Source organism: Chryseobacterium sp. G0162 (genome assembly GCF_003815715.1).
Lineage (GTDB): Bacteria > Bacteroidota > Bacteroidia > Flavobacteriales > Weeksellaceae > Chryseobacterium.
In genome coordinates, this window is record NZ_CP033922.1 from 1,815,430 (window position 1) to 1,833,681 (window position 18,252).

20 protein-coding genes are annotated in these 18,252 nt (G+C 35.0%); 8 read left to right on the plus strand and 12 right to left on the minus strand.

Annotated features, from left to right (window positions below):
- Nucleotides 1–85: 85 nt before the first annotated feature.
- The 12 genes from EG344_RS08360 to EG344_RS08415 all read right to left on the minus strand — a co-directional run bounded on the left by EG344_RS08360 (nucleotide 86) and on the right by EG344_RS08415 (nucleotide 9,892).
- On the minus strand, nucleotides 86–499 hold the full coding sequence (locus EG344_RS08360; protein WP_123858924.1) for a PaaI family thioesterase: 414 nt from the start codon (nucleotides 497–499) through the stop codon (nucleotides 86–88).
- A 5-nt stretch (nucleotides 500–504) separates the two neighbouring features.
- Nucleotides 505–819, minus strand: a complete 315-nt coding sequence (locus EG344_RS08365) for a hypothetical protein (protein ID WP_123909067.1) — start codon at nucleotides 817–819, stop codon at nucleotides 505–507.
- An 89-nt stretch (nucleotides 820–908) separates the two neighbouring features.
- A complete protein-coding gene (locus tag EG344_RS08370; protein ID WP_123909068.1) occupies nucleotides 909–2,042 on the minus strand; it encodes a 3-hydroxyacyl-CoA dehydrogenase NAD-binding domain-containing protein in 1,134 nt (377 codons plus the stop codon).
- A gap of 93 nt (nucleotides 2,043–2,135) precedes the next feature.
- A complete protein-coding gene (locus EG344_RS08375) occupies nucleotides 2,136–2,936 on the minus strand; it encodes an enoyl-CoA hydratase-related protein (RefSeq protein ID WP_123909069.1) in 801 nt (266 codons plus the stop codon).
- 152 nt (nucleotides 2,937–3,088) lie between these two features.
- On the minus strand, nucleotides 3,089–3,553 hold the full coding sequence (gene paaD, locus EG344_RS08380) for a 1,2-phenylacetyl-CoA epoxidase subunit PaaD (protein ID WP_123909070.1): 465 nt from the start codon (nucleotides 3,551–3,553) through the stop codon (nucleotides 3,089–3,091).
- A 252-nt stretch (nucleotides 3,554–3,805) separates the two neighbouring features.
- Nucleotides 3,806–4,555: a 1,2-phenylacetyl-CoA epoxidase subunit PaaC gene (gene paaC / locus EG344_RS08385; RefSeq protein ID WP_123909071.1), complete on the minus strand. Its 750-nt coding sequence runs from the start codon at nucleotides 4,553–4,555 to the stop codon at nucleotides 3,806–3,808.
- Between the two features lie 69 nt (nucleotides 4,556–4,624).
- On the minus strand, nucleotides 4,625–4,906 hold the full coding sequence (gene paaB, locus EG344_RS08390; RefSeq protein WP_002981782.1) for a 1,2-phenylacetyl-CoA epoxidase subunit PaaB: 282 nt from the start codon (nucleotides 4,904–4,906) through the stop codon (nucleotides 4,625–4,627).
- Between the two features lie 123 nt (nucleotides 4,907–5,029).
- Nucleotides 5,030–5,968, minus strand: coding sequence for a 1,2-phenylacetyl-CoA epoxidase subunit PaaA (paaA, locus tag EG344_RS08395; RefSeq protein ID WP_123909072.1), 939 nt, complete (start codon nucleotides 5,966–5,968; stop codon nucleotides 5,030–5,032).
- A gap of 85 nt (nucleotides 5,969–6,053) precedes the next feature.
- On the minus strand, nucleotides 6,054–7,139 hold the full coding sequence (locus EG344_RS08400) for a 2Fe-2S iron-sulfur cluster-binding protein (RefSeq protein ID WP_123909073.1): 1,086 nt from the start codon (nucleotides 7,137–7,139) through the stop codon (nucleotides 6,054–6,056).
- Nucleotides 7,139–8,455 carry a phenylacetate--CoA ligase family protein gene (locus EG344_RS08405; protein WP_123909074.1) on the minus strand — a complete coding sequence of 439 codons (1,317 nt, stop codon included), beginning with the start codon at nucleotides 8,453–8,455 and terminating at the stop codon, nucleotides 7,139–7,141. The genes EG344_RS08400 and EG344_RS08405 overlap by 1 nt, the downstream gene beginning before the upstream one ends.
- A gap of 89 nt (nucleotides 8,456–8,544) precedes the next feature.
- Nucleotides 8,545–9,264 carry a hypothetical protein gene (locus EG344_RS08410; RefSeq protein ID WP_123909075.1) on the minus strand — a complete coding sequence of 240 codons (720 nt, stop codon included), beginning with the start codon at nucleotides 9,262–9,264 and terminating at the stop codon, nucleotides 8,545–8,547.
- Nucleotides 9,236–9,892, minus strand: a complete 657-nt coding sequence (locus EG344_RS08415) for a TetR/AcrR family transcriptional regulator (protein ID WP_228412890.1) — start codon at nucleotides 9,890–9,892, stop codon at nucleotides 9,236–9,238. Before EG344_RS08415 ends, EG344_RS08410 begins: the two co-directional genes overlap by 29 nt.
- 283 nt (nucleotides 9,893–10,175) lie before the next feature.
- Between EG344_RS08415 and clpB the strand changes: the two genes are divergently transcribed.
- The 8 genes from clpB to EG344_RS08450 all read left to right on the plus strand — a co-directional run bounded on the left by clpB (nucleotide 10,176) and on the right by EG344_RS08450 (nucleotide 18,232).
- Nucleotides 10,176–12,770 carry an ATP-dependent chaperone ClpB gene (clpB, locus tag EG344_RS08420; RefSeq protein ID WP_123909076.1) on the plus strand — a complete coding sequence of 865 codons (2,595 nt, stop codon included), beginning with the start codon at nucleotides 10,176–10,178 and terminating at the stop codon, nucleotides 12,768–12,770.
- A 104-nt stretch (nucleotides 12,771–12,874) separates the two neighbouring features.
- The gene (locus EG344_RS08425) at nucleotides 12,875–13,771 is read left to right on the plus strand and encodes a hypothetical protein (protein WP_123909077.1); all 897 of its coding nucleotides are present in this window, start codon (nucleotides 12,875–12,877) and stop codon (nucleotides 13,769–13,771) included.
- 99 nt (nucleotides 13,772–13,870) lie between these two features.
- Nucleotides 13,871–14,023 (plus strand): hypothetical protein, encoded by a 153-nt coding sequence (locus EG344_RS23870; protein WP_164464409.1) that lies wholly within the window; start codon nucleotides 13,871–13,873, stop codon nucleotides 14,021–14,023.
- 194 nt (nucleotides 14,024–14,217) lie between these two features.
- The gene (locus EG344_RS08430) at nucleotides 14,218–14,736 is read left to right on the plus strand and encodes a hypothetical protein (RefSeq protein WP_123909078.1); all 519 of its coding nucleotides are present in this window, start codon (nucleotides 14,218–14,220) and stop codon (nucleotides 14,734–14,736) included.
- 30 nt (nucleotides 14,737–14,766) lie between these two features.
- Nucleotides 14,767–15,411, plus strand: coding sequence for a hypothetical protein (locus EG344_RS08435; RefSeq protein ID WP_123858912.1), 645 nt, complete (start codon nucleotides 14,767–14,769; stop codon nucleotides 15,409–15,411).
- Nucleotides 15,393–16,178, plus strand: coding sequence for a sensor histidine kinase (locus EG344_RS08440; protein ID WP_123909079.1), 786 nt, complete (start codon nucleotides 15,393–15,395; stop codon nucleotides 16,176–16,178). The genes EG344_RS08435 and EG344_RS08440 overlap by 19 nt, the downstream gene beginning before the upstream one ends.
- Entirely contained in the window at nucleotides 16,175–16,813 is a 639-nt protein-coding gene (locus tag EG344_RS08445; RefSeq protein WP_123909080.1) for a response regulator transcription factor, read from the plus strand. The genes EG344_RS08440 and EG344_RS08445 overlap by 4 nt, the downstream gene beginning before the upstream one ends.
- A 405-nt stretch (nucleotides 16,814–17,218) precedes the next feature.
- A complete protein-coding gene (locus EG344_RS08450) occupies nucleotides 17,219–18,232 on the plus strand; it encodes a zinc metalloprotease (RefSeq protein WP_123909081.1) in 1,014 nt (337 codons plus the stop codon).
- Nucleotides 18,233–18,252 lie beyond the last annotated feature (20 nt).

An 18,252-nucleotide genomic window follows, 5' to 3' on the forward strand; every position in this document is an offset into this window, starting at 1 on the left:
ATTTGAGAATTTGAAAATGTCTGATAGTAAGATTTAAAGAATACAATAATTTTCAAATTACCTCATCTTCAAATTTTCAAATTCTTTATAATTCTGTTACTTTTTTCCCGATTTTATATACTGTTCCTACAAACTTAGCAATCAGCTCATTGTTTTGATTAGTGATCTTAATATCATAAACTGCTGTTTTTCTGGTATCATTCACCAAAATACTTTCTGCTCTGAAAATATCACCTTCTTTTCCTGCCTTTGTAAAATTGATGATGCAGTTTAAAGCTACAGCTGCATCTCCTGTATTATTAGAAGAAAATGCCAGTGCAGAATCCGCAAAAGCAAACGTTACTCCTCCATGAACGGTTTTAAGTCCGTTAATCATATCTTTTTTGATAGGCATTTCTATCAAGCAATAGTTTTCTTTAACCTCAATCATTTTGATATTCATCCACTGGGAAAAATAATCCTGATTGAACATATAATCTGCTAACTGTCTTGGATTCATTTCTACTATTCGTTTATTATTTCTTCATACAATTCATCCGATAATTTATCGTAAACACGCATTGTTTTACCTAAAATGACCTGTTCATATGAAAGGTGGATATTGGTGTTTTCAGAGGTATTTTCTCCTTCATACATTGCGTTTAAATCAATTCCATTTTCATTAGCTAGTCTTTGAATTAACGTTCTGTATTTTTCATTAAACTTCCCCAGCAATTCAAGCCTGTCCTGACTATCCATGGAAGATGCTTCCTCGGTTAAATACTGCTTTTCAATGAGAAGCCTTGTTTCCAATTCAGCTCTGAATTCTTCTATATTCATAATATTAATTTGAAAATTAAATAAATTTGAAAATTTGAAAATGAAAACCTGTTATAATCAATTTTCAAATTGGCACATTCTCAAATTATCTAGTTCATTTTACGAAGCAAAGGACTTTGTCTGTACCTTTCTTCCTGATATTCGTTGTAAAGGTTCTGCAAGGTTTCAGAAATTTTTGAATACCCGATTTCCTGTCCCCAACCTAACAATCCTTTTGGATAATTGACTCCTTTCTGCATCGCCAGTTCAATGTCTTCATCATTGGCAACGCCTAATCTTTTTGCTTCTACAGCTTCATTGATGAGCATTGAAATGATTCTTAAAAAGATCTGCTGATAAAGGGCATCATCTTTTTGTGCTTCTTGTTTTACAGCTCCTTCATTATAATCATAAAACCCTTTTCCTGTTTTTCTGCCATGAAGTTTAGCTTCAGACATTCTCTGTTGAAGTAAAGAGGGCTTGTATTTAGGATCATAGAAATAATCTTTATAAACCGTTGTGGTTACAGCAAAGTTTACATCTACCCCAATAAGATCCATTAATTCAAATGGTCCCATTTTGAAGTTTCCTAAAGTCTTCATTGCTTCATCTACCTGTTCTGGTGTTGCAATGTTCTCTTCTACAATTCTTAATGCTTCACCATAGTATGGACGAGCAATTCTGTTGACAATAAACCCTGGAATATCTTTAGCAATCACAGGCATTTTCCCCCATTCTTTCATGAGGTTGTATATTTTTTCCGCTAAAGTTTTTTCTGTTAATAAGGATGGAATTACTTCCACTAAAGGCATTAACGGAGCCGGATTGAAAAAGTGTATTCCGATGAAACGCTCCGGTTTCTTTAGTTCTGCACCAAGAGAGGTGATAGAAATAGATGATGTATTGGAACCGATAATACAGTCTTCGGAAACATAGGTCTCCAATTCTGTAAAAACTCTGGTTTTGATATCTTTGTTTTCAATGATCGCTTCGATAACCAAATTGGAATCTTTTAGATCCTGTAAGGCTTCACCTTTTACGATATTGTTCCTGATCTCTGTGGCTTTTTCCTGAGAAATTTTTCCTTTTTCAGTTAATTTCTGAAGGGTTTTCTCTAAACCTATAAGTGCTTTATCTATTTGTGGAGTATTAACATCGAATAAAACGACCTTACATCCTGCTGTTGCAGCTACCTGGGCAATTCCAACACCCATAGTTCCTGCCCCAATAATTCCAATATTCATTTTTATCTGTACAATGTATTAATGTAAAATGTATTCATGTAAACCAGTTTTAAAATCATTAATACATTTTACATGAATACATTAATACGAATTTTACCTTCCTTTATAATTAGGTTTTCTTTTCTCTAAGAAGGCATTTACCCCTTCTATGAAGTCTTCTGTTTCTGCTGCTTCCTGTTGCAGATCACCTTCAAGTTCCAACTGCTCCTTTAAAGTATTAGTATAAGAATTAGCAAAGGCTTTTTTCGTTAACTTAAGTGCTGCTGTTGGCATGTTTGCCATTCTCTCAAGGATTTCCATTGATTTTGGACCAAATTCTTCTTCAGTGAAAACCTCAGCGACAAGACCGTGAGTTTTAGATTCTTCAGCAGATAATTTTTTACCGGTAAACGCTAAATAATTAGCCAACTGTCTACCTAAAAGTTTCGGTAAGAAATAAGTTCCTCCTGTATCAGGAATCAAACCGATATTTGAAAATGCCTGAGCGAAATAAGCCTTGTTGTTAGCCAATACAAAATCACAGATTAAAGCTAACATTGCACCAGCTCCTACTGCAGGTCCATTTACCAATGCAATAACCGGTTTTTTGCAACGGGTAACCTCCATTACCAATGGATTATAGTAGTCTACCACAATTTTTCTGATGATATCCTGATCATGGTGCTCTTTTCCTGTCACGAATGCTTCATCCAGATTCTGACCAGAACAAAATGCTCTTCCTCTTCCGGAAATGGCAACGCATCTTACCGTTTCGTCTTCACTGCATTCCTTAACAAAATCTCTCAGATCAGCTAAAGCAGGCTTTGTAAGCGCATTCATCGTTTCAGGTTGATTGAGGTAGGCGATTTTAAGCTTCCCGTCAAAATGCGATTCAATATCGAGTTGTGTATACATAGTTTTGTATTTTATATTTAACAATGCACTAATTTAACAATATAAATCAATGTAACCGTCTAACAATTTAACAATCTAGTCTTATCATCGTTATGTTTTGCATAGTCCGTAAAATTTAGAATTAAACTTATACTTTGACTTATTGTTATCTATTAATGACATTTAAAATAATCAAAAGGTTCCAGACAGTCTAAGCACTGATAAGAAGCCTTACACAAGGTAGACCCGAACCTGCTGATCTGTTTGGTGTGCTCAGAACCACAACGCGGACATTTTTTCGGTTTCCCGATGTGGTGTTCATCAGCTCCTTTTTCAGGAGGTGTAATTCCGAAAGCACGGAGCTTTTCTCTCGCTTCATCTGTCAGCCAATCCGTTGTCCATATCGGAAACATTTTGGTGACTACTTTAGCTTCCCATCCGTTGTCCTTCATGATTTTCATGATATCTTCTTCGATAGTAAACATTGCCGGGCAGGCAGAATAGGTAGGAGTGATCGTTACTTCACAGGAGTTTTCTCCTGTGATTTGTGCCTCTCTTACAATTCCCAGCTCTACAATATTAATTACCGGAATTTCCGGATCGGGAACTAGTTCTAATATTTCTAAAGGATTTTTCAATCTCTTATTATTTTTCTTCTAAACACTAATAAAACAACAATTAAAACAAGATCTGCAACAATCAATATTTTATTCTGTCTTATATCCTGACATAAATCTCTTTTGGTTATTTGTGAAATACAGTCCCCGGGATTATTGGTTTCATACTTTAAACTAACTTGTGTGTTAATGATTCCAAAGTAAAATATGGGGATTAAAATAACCAAAATGATTATCAATATTTTAAAATATTTTTCCTTCAAACCACACTTTTTACCAAGTACAACCTGGATACGCTCTCTGCATATACTGAAGTTCACAAAGGATAAATCCAAAGTATTCTGTATGATATCCGGTTCTTGATTTTGGCTGCATAAACGGATTGGTTGGATATTCTAATCCGAAAGTCTGGAAGTCTTTTTCTGTAATGGCAACAAACTCTTTGTACAAGTCATCAACATTAGGAACGATATTCAACACAGCAAGATCATCTTCTCCTTCTGATTTAGCAAACAGACCTTTGGTATATTCCCAGATGTTTTCGATGGCTTTTTCCAAACGCTGACGGCTTTCTTCTGTTCCCTGCGCAAAAATCTTCATCCAGGATGCCGTATGAGTATAATGATATCTTACTTCTTTTAATGATTTTTGAGCAATCGCAGAAAGTTCTTCATTTGCAGAATCTGATAATGCCTCATACATCAATTTCTGGTATATCGAGAAAACATATACTTTAAGAATCGTCTGTGCATAATCTTCATTAGGAAGCTCTGTCCAGTGTGCATTTAGATACTCGTGTTCATATCTTAAAAATGCAATATCATCCTCACTTTTACCGTTGTCAATCACTCTTGAAGCATACACATAAAAGTTATTAGCCTGACCAAGTTCATCCAACGCAATGTTTGTTAATGCAATATCTTCCTCCAAATAAGGACCTTCACCACACCATGCAGATAAACGCTGTCCCATAATGAAACTGTCGTCTGCTAGTTTTAATAAATAATTATATAATGGGTTCATTATTTTAGCTTTTGGCTTTTGGCATCTAGCTTTTGGCGAATTGCCGGTAGCTAACAGCCAATAGCTGTTTTACATATTTTTTACGTCGTTTGGAATCTCGTAGAAAGTTGGATGACGGTACAGTTTGTCATCAGCAGGATCAAAGAAAGCCTCTTTATCTACTCCTTCTGAAGTCACAATATATTTACTTGGAACTACCCAAACAGAAGTTCCTTCTTTTCTTCTGGTATAAACGTCTCTTGCATTCTGCAAAGCCATTTCTGCTGTTGGTGCTTGTACAATTCCAACATGTTTGTGAGATAATCCCGGTTTAGTCTGAATAAACACTTCCCACATATCTAAATTTGCCATAATTAATTTGAAAATTTGAAAATTGGTTAATTTGAAAATTGATGAATCGTGTTCATTGAAAATTTGAGTATAAATAACGTGGTTAAAGTCATTTTCAAATTTTCAAATTAGCACATTTTCAAATTATATTACTTCTTTTTGTTGTTTCTCTGCAAAAGCAGCTGCCGCCTCTTTTACCCAAGAATTCTCTCTTTGCGCTTTTCTCTTAGTTTCAATACGCTTCTTATTACAAGGACCGTTTCCTTTTAATATTTCCATAAATTCACCCCAAGGAAGCTCTCCAAAATCGTAATGCTGTCTTTCTTCATTCCATTTCAGGTCTTTATCAGGAATCGTTAGTCCTAAGAATTCAGCCTGAGAAACAGTCACATCAATAAATCTCTGACGAAGACTGTCGTTACTTTCTCTTTTTACCCTGTAGTTCATAGAGATCTTAGAGTTTGGCGAGCTGTCGTCATTAGGTCCAAACATCATTAGAGCCGGCCACCAGAAACGGTTTAATGAAGCCTGAGCCATTTCCTTCTGTTGTTTGGTACCACGGCAAAGCGCCATTAGAATCTCATATCCTTGTCTTTGATGAAAAGACTCCTCTTTACAGATCTTTACCATCGCTCTTGAGTAAGGTCCATAAGAGTTCCCCATCAACATTACCTGGTTCATAATGGCTGCACCATCTACTAACCAGCCGATAGCACCGATATCTGCCCAGCTTAGCGTAGGATAATTGAAAATACTTGAATATTTTGCTTTTCCTTCCAGCATATCATCATAAGTAGCATCTCTGTCTGCTCTGATACTTCCGTCTCCTAAAGTTTCTGTTGCAGAATAAAGGTATAAACCGTGTCCTGCCTCATCCTGAACCTTAGCCAGAAGTGCCATTTTTCTTCTCAAGGAAGGAGCCCTGGAAATCCAATTGGCTTCCGGTAACATTCCTACAATTTCAGAATGGGCATGCTGTGAAATCTGACGAACCAATAATTTCCTGTAATCATCAGGCATTACATCTTTTGGCTCTACTTTATTTTCTTCGTGAACGTATTCAACAAATTTTTCTAAGTCCATAATTTTTTCAATTTAGCAATGTATCAGTCTAGCAATGTAACAATGATTGTTACACTGGTAAATTGTTACATGGTTACATTAATGTTTAAACATCATAATTAAGCATCACCACATTCGTTGTCGGGTGACATTGACAGGTAAGAACGTAACCTCTGGCTACTTCGTCTTCGGTAAGTGCGTAGTTTTTCTCCATGAAAACTTCTCCTTCCAAAACTTCCGCTTTACACGTACAACATACTCCTCCTTTGCATGCAAAAGGCACAGGAAGATTGTCTTTCAATGCTTTATCTAAGATACTCTCTTTTTTGGAATTAAGGTGGAATGAATACTCATCATCATCAATAATTACCGTTACCATACTTTCAATATTGGCAATCGCTTTGAATTCATCACTCATTTCCTCCGTATTTTCTTCGTCAGGAGCTGTGAAATATTCAAATAAGACCTGGATAGCAGGTACTTTTTTATCTTTCTTTAAATAATCGGAGATGCCTTTAATCATTTCTGAAGGACCACAAATGAAGTAAGTTGCTTCCTTTACATCAATCTCTGTATATCTTTCAAACAGCTGATCTAATTTCTCAGGAGAAATTCTTCCTTCAAAAACAGGATCTTCATGTTTTTGACGACTTACTAAATAAATCACTTTAAGTCTTCCATTGAACTGTTCTACCAGTTTTTCTATTTCAGCTTTTCTCAAAACATGATCCATACTTCTGTTACTGTAAAACAGATAAGCATTACTGTTGGGTTCCTGATAAAGACTTTCTTTAATATTGGATAAAACCGGAGTGATCCCACTTCCTGCCGCTAATCCTATGTATGTTTTTACATTTGTAGGGTGATAAGAAGTATTAAAGCCACCCATTGGAGGCATTACTTCCAGCATTTCATCCATATGAAGATGCTCATTGAAGTATCCTGATACTTTTCCTCCTTCAAGCAATTTTACCAGAACTTCCAAAGTATTGCTTTTTTCGCTTGGGGCATTGCAGATAGAGTAAGAACGTCTCTCTTCATTTCCGTTGATTGTCATTCGGAAATTAAGGTACTGCCCTTGTTTGAACCTGAACTTGTCTTTCAGTTCTTCAGGAATCTCCACTGCAACACTTACAGCGTCTGAAGTATCCTTCTGAACCTTTACAGTTTTAAGTTTATAAAATGAATTCATTATTTTTTTAGTATTCTATTAATTTTTCCACCTTCGCACTTCGGCAAACTGTCCTGAGCATGAACTTTCACTTTTGTAGTGATGCCTACTCTCTTTTTGATTTCGTTTTCAATATTTCTTCCGAAGCTTCCGACAAAATTAAAATAATCATCGGTATTGGCTTGTATTTTTTGTGTATTTACCAGTTCATCATCAATTTCAACATCAATATCCAAAGCAACACACATATGTTCTTTTTCAATGGGAGTTAAGTAATAGTTGGGAACCACTCCTTTTACGTGGGAAAATGCCTCTTCAATCTGACTTGGATATACATTTACTCCTCTTACAATCAGCATATCATCTGCTCTGCCAACAATCGGTTTCATTTTCACCATAGTTCTTTTGGCATTTTCATCGTAATAGAGACTTGTAATATCATTCGTCCAATAACGCAGAAGCGGCATCGCTTTTTTTGTTAAGGTTGTTATAACCAATACTCCCTCTTCTCCGAACGGGACAGGCTGTTTAGTAACAGGGTCCAGAATTTCAGGATAAAAATGGTCTTCCCAGATATAAGCTCCTCCTTTCTCTTCAAAATCTTCCATAGAAACTCCAGGACCAATGATTTCGCTCAAACCATAAATATTGGTGGCATGAACGCCTAATCTTTCTTCAATGTGGCCTCTGATAATCTCTGTCCACGGTTCTGATCCCAATACAGCATACTTAAGACTGATTTCATCAGCTGAAATTCCTCTTTTAGCAAACTCATCCGCAATGGTAAGAGCATAGGATGGTGAACAGCAGATCACTTCCGGCTTAAAATCTATGATTAGATCTACCTGTCTGGCTGTCATTCCTCCTGAAATTGGAAGAACGCTCATTCCTAACATTTCTGCACCGTAATGAAGCCCTAAACCTCCGGTAAAAATCCCATAACCATACGCATTATGTAACTGCATTCCCGGTCTTGCTCCTGCGGCATTTAATGACCTAGCTACCACTTCACTGAAAAGTTCCACATCTTCTTTAGTATATCCTACCACTGTAGGTTTTCCTGTAGTTCCGCTTGAACAGTGAATTCTCTGAAGTTCAGTTTTAGGAACCGTAAATAATCCGAATGGGTAGTTGTCTCTTAAATCCTGTTTGTAAGTAATTGGAAGTTTCGTGATATCTTCAATTGACCTTATATCCTGTGGAGATATCTGCAATTCATCAAACTTTCTTCTATAAAATTCCGATTTCTCGTTCAGATAACCCATGAGATTTACTAAGCGGTCGGATTGAAGCTGTCTCAACTGACCCAGCTCCAGATATTCAACTGAAAAATCCATAAAACTAACTAACATTTGTTAGGTGTAAATTTAAAAAGATTTTGGAAGCTGACAAAATTTTTATGATTTTCGTCATATTTTGAATGATTCTAAATAATAAAATGAATGATTGTAGGAATTAAGTTATTGATAACATGTAAAGAAAGAGAATAAAAAAAGCCATATTTCAATCTTGCAAAACTATATAATAAAGCAGAAATAAAAACTGGTAGTATAACCCATACATAAGTCAACAGAAAATTCGAATCTATTATATAATTTCCAATATGCATCATCGCAAATACTAAACTATAAGTATATATGATAAGAAAGGGATTTCTTTTATAAAAAGTCTTCAGAGCATCAGCATAGCTTTTACTCACAAACCAAACAATAAAACCAATTATTACTGCAATAAGAACTCTTAGAAAGAAATAGTTTTCGATATCATATTGGTTCTCTACAGAAAAAAAATTATTAATGATATAAAAAGATAAAATACATGTTGAAAGAGAGAGATGAATTGGTGAAAAAATGAGTGGCAATCTAAATGCAATTTCTTCGATAATAGGAACCAATGAACAGGATAGTATAAGAATTTTGAGATCGGGTTGTGCAATACTTTTCTTTAAATGCGTTAAAAGAAAAAACTCATCGGCAAAAATAAATAATACTCTTAAGACAAAAACGACAAGAAATAAAAGTAATAACTTACTAATTGCTCTGCCAACACAATCATCAGACTTATCATAATTAGGTTTATAGATAAATTTGATAAAATCTGTTATGATCGAAAAAATTTTATTGCTTTTCATTGCCCAACAGCCCATAAAGGATCTTATCCCTTATTTCATCGGTAATTTCATCGGTAGAATCACTACTTCTTTTGAACCAGAAATAGGAATTGTTTAGGGTATGAAGAATGAATCTGGTGGTAAATGACGGCGATTTCAATTCCCAGTTTTCTGCCTGGTAGATTTCGGAAATTAACTTTTCCACTTCCTGTTGATAACTTTTTCTTAATTCTACAAATTCAGAAAGCCTTTCTTCCAGATGTCTCCATTCTATGGAATAAATATGGGTAACATCGCGGTTTTTAAGAACAACCGATAAATGTTTATCTAACAACAGATTCAGCTTTTCCCTTGGAGCAATATCCGTATTTTTTACTTCCTGAAGCTCATCGAAAAACTCCTGTGCAATACCAAAACAAACCCATTCCAGGATTTCTTCCTTCGAACGGATATGTGCATATAATGATGCGGCCTTGATATTTAGCTTCGTAGCCAGATCTCTTACCGAGCTGCCCATATACCCTTTCTCCTTGAAAAGTTCTACGGCGACGTCTAATATTTTCCTTTGTTTTTCTTTAAGTTCCATCTGTAAAAATGCAAAAGTAGTTATTCTGAAATAAATTATGCCCTCCTGATACTCAAATTCATATATTTTCAAACCCATCCTCCAGGCTTTCAAATTCAAGACTGACGGAATGTTCATTAATTTGAGAGGAAATTTTAGAGAATCGGAAATTTTGTCAAGTTAAATTATCGTTAAAAATACATAATCCGGAAATTTTGTCCTTTTTTTTTGTAAATTTAATAATTGAACAGTTTTTGCGATACAGTCATCGATTACATGATTAAATAATTGATTGGCATTAAGAAACTGAGCCTGAAAATTTAGTTTCTTGATGTTTTTTAAAACTAAACTTTAAACGAATCATTACCAAAAATATAGAAATATGAACTTAAACCAATATACTGTAAAATCACAGGAAGCCATCCAGGCAGCACAACAAGTTGCTATGGAATTGGGCAATCAAAGTATTGAACCTCAACACCTCCTTGAAGGAATCTTTCAGGTGGATGAAAATATATCGCCTTTCTTATTAAAGAAATCTGAGGCAGATGCCAATTTAGTAAGAGAACGAAACCGTGAAAATTTAGAAAAGCTTCCCAAAGTACAGGGAGGGAATATCTATCTTTCACAATCAGCAAACAAAGTATTGCTGGATGCTCCCAACATTGCTAAAAAAATGGGGGATGAATATGTAACCATTGAACATTTATGGTTATCTCTTATTGAAACCAGTTCCGAAGTTTCTCAAATGCTGAAAGACATGGGAGTAACTAAAAAACTATTAGAAGGAGCTATTAAAGAATTAAGAAAAGGAAGCAAGGCTACTTCTGCAAGTTCAGAAGAGACTTATCAATCCTTAAATAAATATGCTAAAAACTTCAACGAGTTAGCTGCTGAAGGAAAACTGGATCCGGTAATCGGACGTGATGAAGAGATCAGAAGAGTATTACAGATCCTTTCCAGAAGGACAAAAAACAATCCGATCCTAATCGGAGAGCCGGGTGTAGGTAAAACGGCTATCGCTGAAGGAATTGCTCATAGAATTATCAGTGGAGATGTTCCTGAAAACCTAATGGATAAAACATTGTACTCACTAGATATGGGAGCTTTGATCGCCGGAGCAAAATATAAAGGTGAATTTGAAGAGCGTCTGAAATCTGTAGTGAATGAAGTAATCAAATCTGATGGACAGATTATTCTTTTCATTGACGAGATCCATACTTTAGTAGGAGCCGGAGGTGGTGAAGGAGCGATGGACGCTGCCAACATTTTGAAACCAGCCCTTGCAAGAGGTGAATTAAGAGCGATTGGAGCCACTACATTGAGTGAATACCAAAAGTATTTTGAAAAGGACAAGGCGTTGGAAAGACGTTTCCAGAAGGTTATGGTAGAAGAACCGGATACTGAATCTGCAATTTCTATTCTTCGTGGGATTAAAGATAAATATGAGGCTCACCACAAGGTAAGAATCAAAGATGAAGCGATTATTGCTGCGGTGGAAATGTCTCAAAGATATATTTCAGATCGATTTTTACCGGATAAAGCGATTGACCTTATTGATGAAGCATCTGCTAAGCTAAGAATGGAAATCAATTCAAAACCTGAAGAGCTGGATGTTTTAGACAGAAGACTCATGCAACTTGAAATCGAGTTAGCCGCTATTTCAAGAGAAGGTAATCAGACTAAAATTGACCATTTAAAAGAAGATATTGCTAAAATTTCTGAGCAGAGAAATGAGATCAATGCCAAGTGGTTGAAAGAAAAACAAAAAAGTGAAGATCTTACCCAGATCAAAAAAGATATTGAATCTCTGAAGTTAGAAGCAGAAAGAGCTTCCAGAGCTGGAGATTATGCCAAAGTAGCGGAAATACAATACGGAAAACTTCGTGAAAAAGAAGATGAGTTGGCAAAGCTTGAACTTGAAATGCAAAACCATCAAAATGAGCTTATCAAGGAGGAAGTAACCTCTGAAAACATATCTGAAGTGATTGCAAAATGGACAGGTATTCCAGTCACCAAGTTATTGCAGTCTGAAAGAGACAAGTTATTGAATCTGGAAGCAGAACTTCACCACAGAGTTGTGGGACAAGATGAAGCTATTGAGGCTGTAGCAGATGCGATCAGAAGAAATAGAGCCGGATTGAGTGATGATAAAAAACCAATCGGATCCTTCTTATTCTTAGGAACAACCGGTGTTGGTAAGACTGAGCTTGCAAAAGCATTAGCTGAATTCTTATTTGATGATGAAAACAATATGACGAGAATTGATATGAGTGAATATCAGGAACGTCACAGTGTTTCCAGATTGGTAGGAGCTCCTCCGGGATATGTAGGATATGATGAAGGTGGACAATTGACTGAAGCGGTAAGAAGAAGACCTTATTCCGTAGTTCTTTTGGATGAGATTGAAAAAGCACATCCAGATGTTTTCAATACTTTGTTACAAGTTTTAGATGACGGCCGTTTGACTGATAATAAAGGTCGTGTTGTGAATTTTAAAAATTCAATCATCATTATGACCTCGAACTTAGGTTCACACCTGATTCAGGAGAATTTTGAAAAGATTACCGATGAAAATGTAGACGAAGTTGTAGAAAAGACCAAAGAGGAAGTTTTTGATTTACTGAAACAGACCTTACGTCCGGAATTCCTGAACAGGATTGATGAGATTGTACTGTTCCAGCCTTTAAAAAAGAAAGAAATCGGAAAAATCGTTCAGTATCAGTTGAGAGGGTTCAATGATATGTTGGCAAAACGTAACATCATCATGACTTTCACCCAGGACGCTGTGGATTATCTGATGGAAAAAGGATATGATCCGGTATTTGGAGCAAGACCTTTAAAAAGAGTCATCCAACAAGAGGTATTGAATAAACTGTCTAAAGAAATCCTGGCAGGAAATGTAAATGACGGTGACAGAATTACCCTGGATTATTTTGTAGAAACAGGGTTGGTGTTCAGACCTACTGAACAATAAAAGAATAAAGTAGTTTTTTTCATATACATTAATTTTTGTAGATAAGTGCTGTAGAGAAATCTGCGGCACTTATTTTTTTATACTTTTAAAACAAAATTATACTGATGCCTGGAAAACTTTTTTTGATCTCTTTCTTTTTGATCTCACTTTTCACTAGAGCTCAAAATAAGGTTACTTCACCTTTCAATCTGCATGACTATGAGAATATGCTTAAGGAGTATCTTGACACCGTGAAGAAAGATACAGTGGATGTTGTCTTTGAAGATCACTTTTATTTTATAAAATCAAAAAAAGACAGTCTTATCCATCTTAAAATGGAAGAATTGAAAAAGAAAATGATTGCTGACGGAAAACCTCTTTCACAAATCACAGATAAATATCTACTATCAAGAACCTTATTCATTATAGAAACCTATATTGATACGGCATATTTCAAGATCAGAAAAAAAGGATATACTTATTTCCTTAAAAATAATAACCAGCTTTGCATTACAACTGATAAGGGGATTAAGATTGATTACAACAGCTACGGAAATACAGAAATTGTTATTAATAAAAACAACACACTCAGAACCTGGAATAGCTACTATCCCAACAATGGACAATTAAAAAGAACTGATACCTCAAAATTACCATCACAGGATGCAACTGGGACTTCAAAAGAATATGATATCAATGGAAAACTCATATTCATTGCAGATTGGGATAAAGAGTTTAAGCTGACTAAAGAACAGGCTATAAAAATAAGCAGTAAACTCTTAAAAAAGCCTATGTTGGAACAGCTACGAGATGAATATAAAGAAGTAACAGATGGTATATTAGAACGTAACTTTGAAAAAGTTATCAAAAATGGTAAAATATCGACATTTAAGGTTAAAACTCCTGCCGGCATTGCAATATGGCATATTACATTTGGTACTTCATGGCGTATGATACAATACAACTTTGAAGATAAATCTCAAAAAATAACTGATTTATATACTTCCCGAGTTATCGAATAAACTGGAAAATAGTAACACTTTTTTATAATTTATATCTTTTTAACGTGAAATATTATTAATTTTAGGCTTCAACAAATTAATAACTTAAACAAAATCAGCATGAAAAAGTTAAAAAGACAAGAATTAAAGAAAATTTCCGGCGGTATGTTTGCTCCAATAGTTGAATGTGATGAAAACTGGAACTGCCCCAGCGGTCTTTGTTGTTCATCAGGAATGATTTGCAGGGATCCGAGAAAGCATCCTTGTATTTAGAATAAAACGGAGAAAAATTCTCCGTTTTTTTATGCATAATAACACGATTTTATCTTTATCTTTTTTCTATTAGTACACAACCCGTAAAAATACGGTAAAAATAATAGTGTAATTCCCTATTCCCTACTCTATTTTCTAATACATTTTTTTACGAAATTTGCAGAAATACGGATATTCCATTATAAAACTAAGTTATGAAAACAGAATCTACTAATGATCGACAGTCTCCTGATGCAGGAGGAATGTCTAATGATCTGATAAAGGCTCTTATTGAGAACTATCGTCAGAACCAAATGAATGCTATTAATGAAACTATGGGAATAACAGATGCCCATTGCATATGGTTTGATCTTCCTAAGCTAAAAAATTTCATTAACCAATTAGAACATGAGGCCAGTAAAATAAATCCTGAATGTACCCAGGAAGATTTAGGAATCAGATTTTATTATGCCGCCTACCCGAAAATCGAAAATTGGGATATGATGGAAAGTCATCCCGTTCCGCAGGAGTATTCTGAAAGACATACCCTTATAATGGTCCCTACATTGAAAAAAGAAAATGAAGACGGAGAAATTATACATTTTGACTTCAACTCATTACCAAATAATAACCTGAAAAACCTTACACTCAATGCACGTGGTCCAAAACTCCAAGGTATAGGAGAAAATCAAGGAACCTTATCACCTCCAGCAAGCTCAATAGGAATGCTTTAGTATTAATTAAAAAAGAACTTATTATAAACTATGACTGAATTCCAAAGGTTTTTCTCACAATTTATGTATACCGGAGAGGCTATCGCTGCTTTAGTATCCATTATTTATTTTAACCGTGAAAAAAAGCTGCATTGGAAACTTTTCGCTTTGTATCTTATTGCTATATTCCTATGTGAATCATCTGTGAAATGGGCAGAGGAGGAGCTTCGTATCGATAGGATTATTTTTTACAATTATTTTGTAATGCCATTGCAGTTTATTTTCTTTTATTGGTTATATGCGATAAAATCTCTGAAGAAACCCAAACTATTCTATATCTTTTCTTTGCTATATTTTGCAGCGTTTATTCCACAACTTTCACTCTTTGTAGAAAGAAAAGTTGTGTATGCTCCCAATTACACTTTAGGATGTATATTTTTGATGGTTCTGGTCGTTATGGAATATTATAAGCAGGTTAATTCAACAGAAATCCTAAAATTCAGTACCAACAGGATGTTTTATATTAATCTGGGTAATACTCTTTTTTATATAGGAACACTCCCGTTTATGACCTTCATGTCTCTTCTTTGGGAATATAGAGATCTATGGGATCTATATTTTGCTTATTTTCAGGTTTCGGGAACTATCATGTATCTTTTATTTGCAAGTTCATTCATATGGGGAAAGCAGAATTAATAATTACGATCATCCTTTTCAATACATTCTTTGTAATGTTTGCCGTTGCTGTGGCCATCTATATCAGAAATTACAGACAGCGTAAAAAAGAATATCTTAATGAAATAGAGATGAAAAATGAAATTCACCAAAGAGAACTCCTTTCTACTCAGCTCGAGATCCAGCAAGCTACCATGCAGCAGATTGGAAGAGAATTGCATGACAATATTGGGCAAAAGCTGACATTGGTGAGCTTATATGTTCAGCAAATGCTTTATGAGAACAAAGTTCCTGAAGCCAATGAGAGAATTGACCAGGTTTCCCAGATCATCAATCAGTCATTGCAGGATCTGCGCAGCCTTTCAAAAACATTGACTGATGATAATATCAGTCAAAAAGAAATTGTAACTTTAATTCAGGAAGAAGTTGATAATACCAATTCTTTGAAGAAATGCCTGATCAGTTTTGAACATAATTTTGACTACCTGGATCTTGGCTTTGTTCATAAAAATCTATTGCTAAGAATCACTCAGGAATTTATCCAAAATAGTATAAAACACTCTCACTGCAAAAATATTTTCATCAGCTTAAATACATCGGAAAACATACTTTGGGAACTTACCATTCGTGATGACGGAATCGGATTTGACCCAACCCGGACTCAATCTAATGGAATTGGTCTCACTAATATGAAAAACAGAGCTGAAATTATTGGAGCAGATTTCCGTCTAGAGAGCGAAAAGAATATAGGAACCCAACTTAATATTATCTTAAAGAAACAGCCATGAAAAAAACAATAGTAATTGTTGACGATCATATACTTATTGCTAAGGCCCTGGAAGGGATTATTGGTAACTTCAGTGAGTTCGAAGTTATCTATGTCTGTGAAAGCGGCAAAGACCTGATTCAAAAATTCGAAGAAGGAAATACAATTCCGGATATTATTCTTATGGATGTCAGCATGCCAATTATGGACGGTTTTGAAACTGCAGCCTGGGTCACCAAAAATCATCCAGATATTAAAATAATGGCACTCAGTATGCAGGGTGATGATAACAGTGTTATTAAAATGATTAAAAATGGGGCAAAAGGATATCTTTTAAAAAATACCCATCCCAAAGATCTGGAAATAGCACTTACAAGATTAAATACAGACGGTTTCTTTTATCCTGAATGGGCCTCAAAGATTATTTTCTCCAATCTCAATAAAAATGACATTGAAACATCAGTAAAAATCTCTGAGCGGGAAAAAGAATTTTTAAAATACACTGTAACAGAGCTAAGTTATAAAGAAATAGCAGACAGAATGTGTTGTAGTCCGAGAACAGTAGAAAGTTATCGTGATCAGTTATGCGAAAAACTGGATTTAAAAACCCGTGTTGGCCTTGCTGTTTTTGCTATTAAAAACGGTTTTGCCAATTAAATTATAAGGAAAGACTTACCACTTTAAAATCTATCTCGATTTGAGATAGATTTTTTTGTTCTGAACATATAATCATCCTGAAAAAACTCTAATAAAAAGAATCAATCAAAAAAATAATTTCTTCCCTTCTTCTAACATAGCCTTTCCGGGCCAGTTCATTGTAAAAAAAATTCTATGAAAAACGAATAAAGCATAAAATTATTTTCTTTAAAAATACACTCAAATGTGAAATATAAAACAATTAATTAAAAATGATTAAAATTCAATACAAATTAAATTATATTACAATATACATAAAGAAAATAAATATTAAATAAGTATTTGTTAAATAATAGCTAAAATTATTTGCATATCAATTTTAAATAATATAATTTCACACCTTCAACCACATTATATTATAACGATATGAAAAAATTCTTATTTGGAGCTTTAGCTCTAGGTTTTTTGTCAGCATGTAACTCTGACAGCTTAACCAATCAAAACGAAGCGCCACTGGATCAGGGAAAACCTACTCCAAGCGCTGTTCAAAGAAGCTGTCCGTCAGAAGAACTAAGACAAGCAATGCTTCTGAAGAACCCTGCACTTAAGCAAAAAATGGCAGATATTGAGTTCAATACCGAAAAATTCTCTGAAAATCTTAAATTAGGAAAAGTGCTCGCAGATGGAACTGTTGAGATCCCGGTTGTATTTAATGTAATTTACAATACTTCTGCTCAAAATGTTTCCGATGCAAGAATCGCAGAACAAATTGCAGTATTGAATGCTGATTATGGGGCTACCAATTCCGACATTACTAAAATTCCTTCTGCCTTTCAACCTTCAGCAGCTGGTGATGTAAAAATCCGTTTTAAATTAGTAGCGACTAACCGTAAACAGAGCACAAAAACAGGCTGGAGATCTGATCTCGAACAGATGAAAAAAGCGAGCACCGGAGGCATTGATGCAACTGATGTGAATAAAAATATGAACATATGGGTTGTCAACTCAATCCTTGACGAAAATAGCCAGCCTGGAACTTTAGGTTATGCTTATTATCCCGAAAATGCAGGCCAATGGTATGACGGTCTTGTAATAGGATATCAGTATATAGGAAAAACCGGTGCTTCTGCTCCATTCAACTTAGGAAGAACAGTAACGCATGAAGTAGGCCACTACTTAAACCTTCCACACCTTTGGGGATCGTCTAATGCAGGCTGCCAGACAGATTACTCTAATGATACTCCAACTTCGCCAGGTCCAAATTATGGAACTCCAACATATCCTCTGAACAGAGTTTGTGGAGGGGTAAGCCGTTCTCAGATGTTTATGAACTATATGGATTATGTGGATGATAAAGCAATGTTTATGTTCTCTGCCAATCAAAAAACAAGAATGCAAGCTGTAGTATCTGCATCCGGACCAAGATCTGGATTAAGATAATCAACAAAATCGATTGAAAT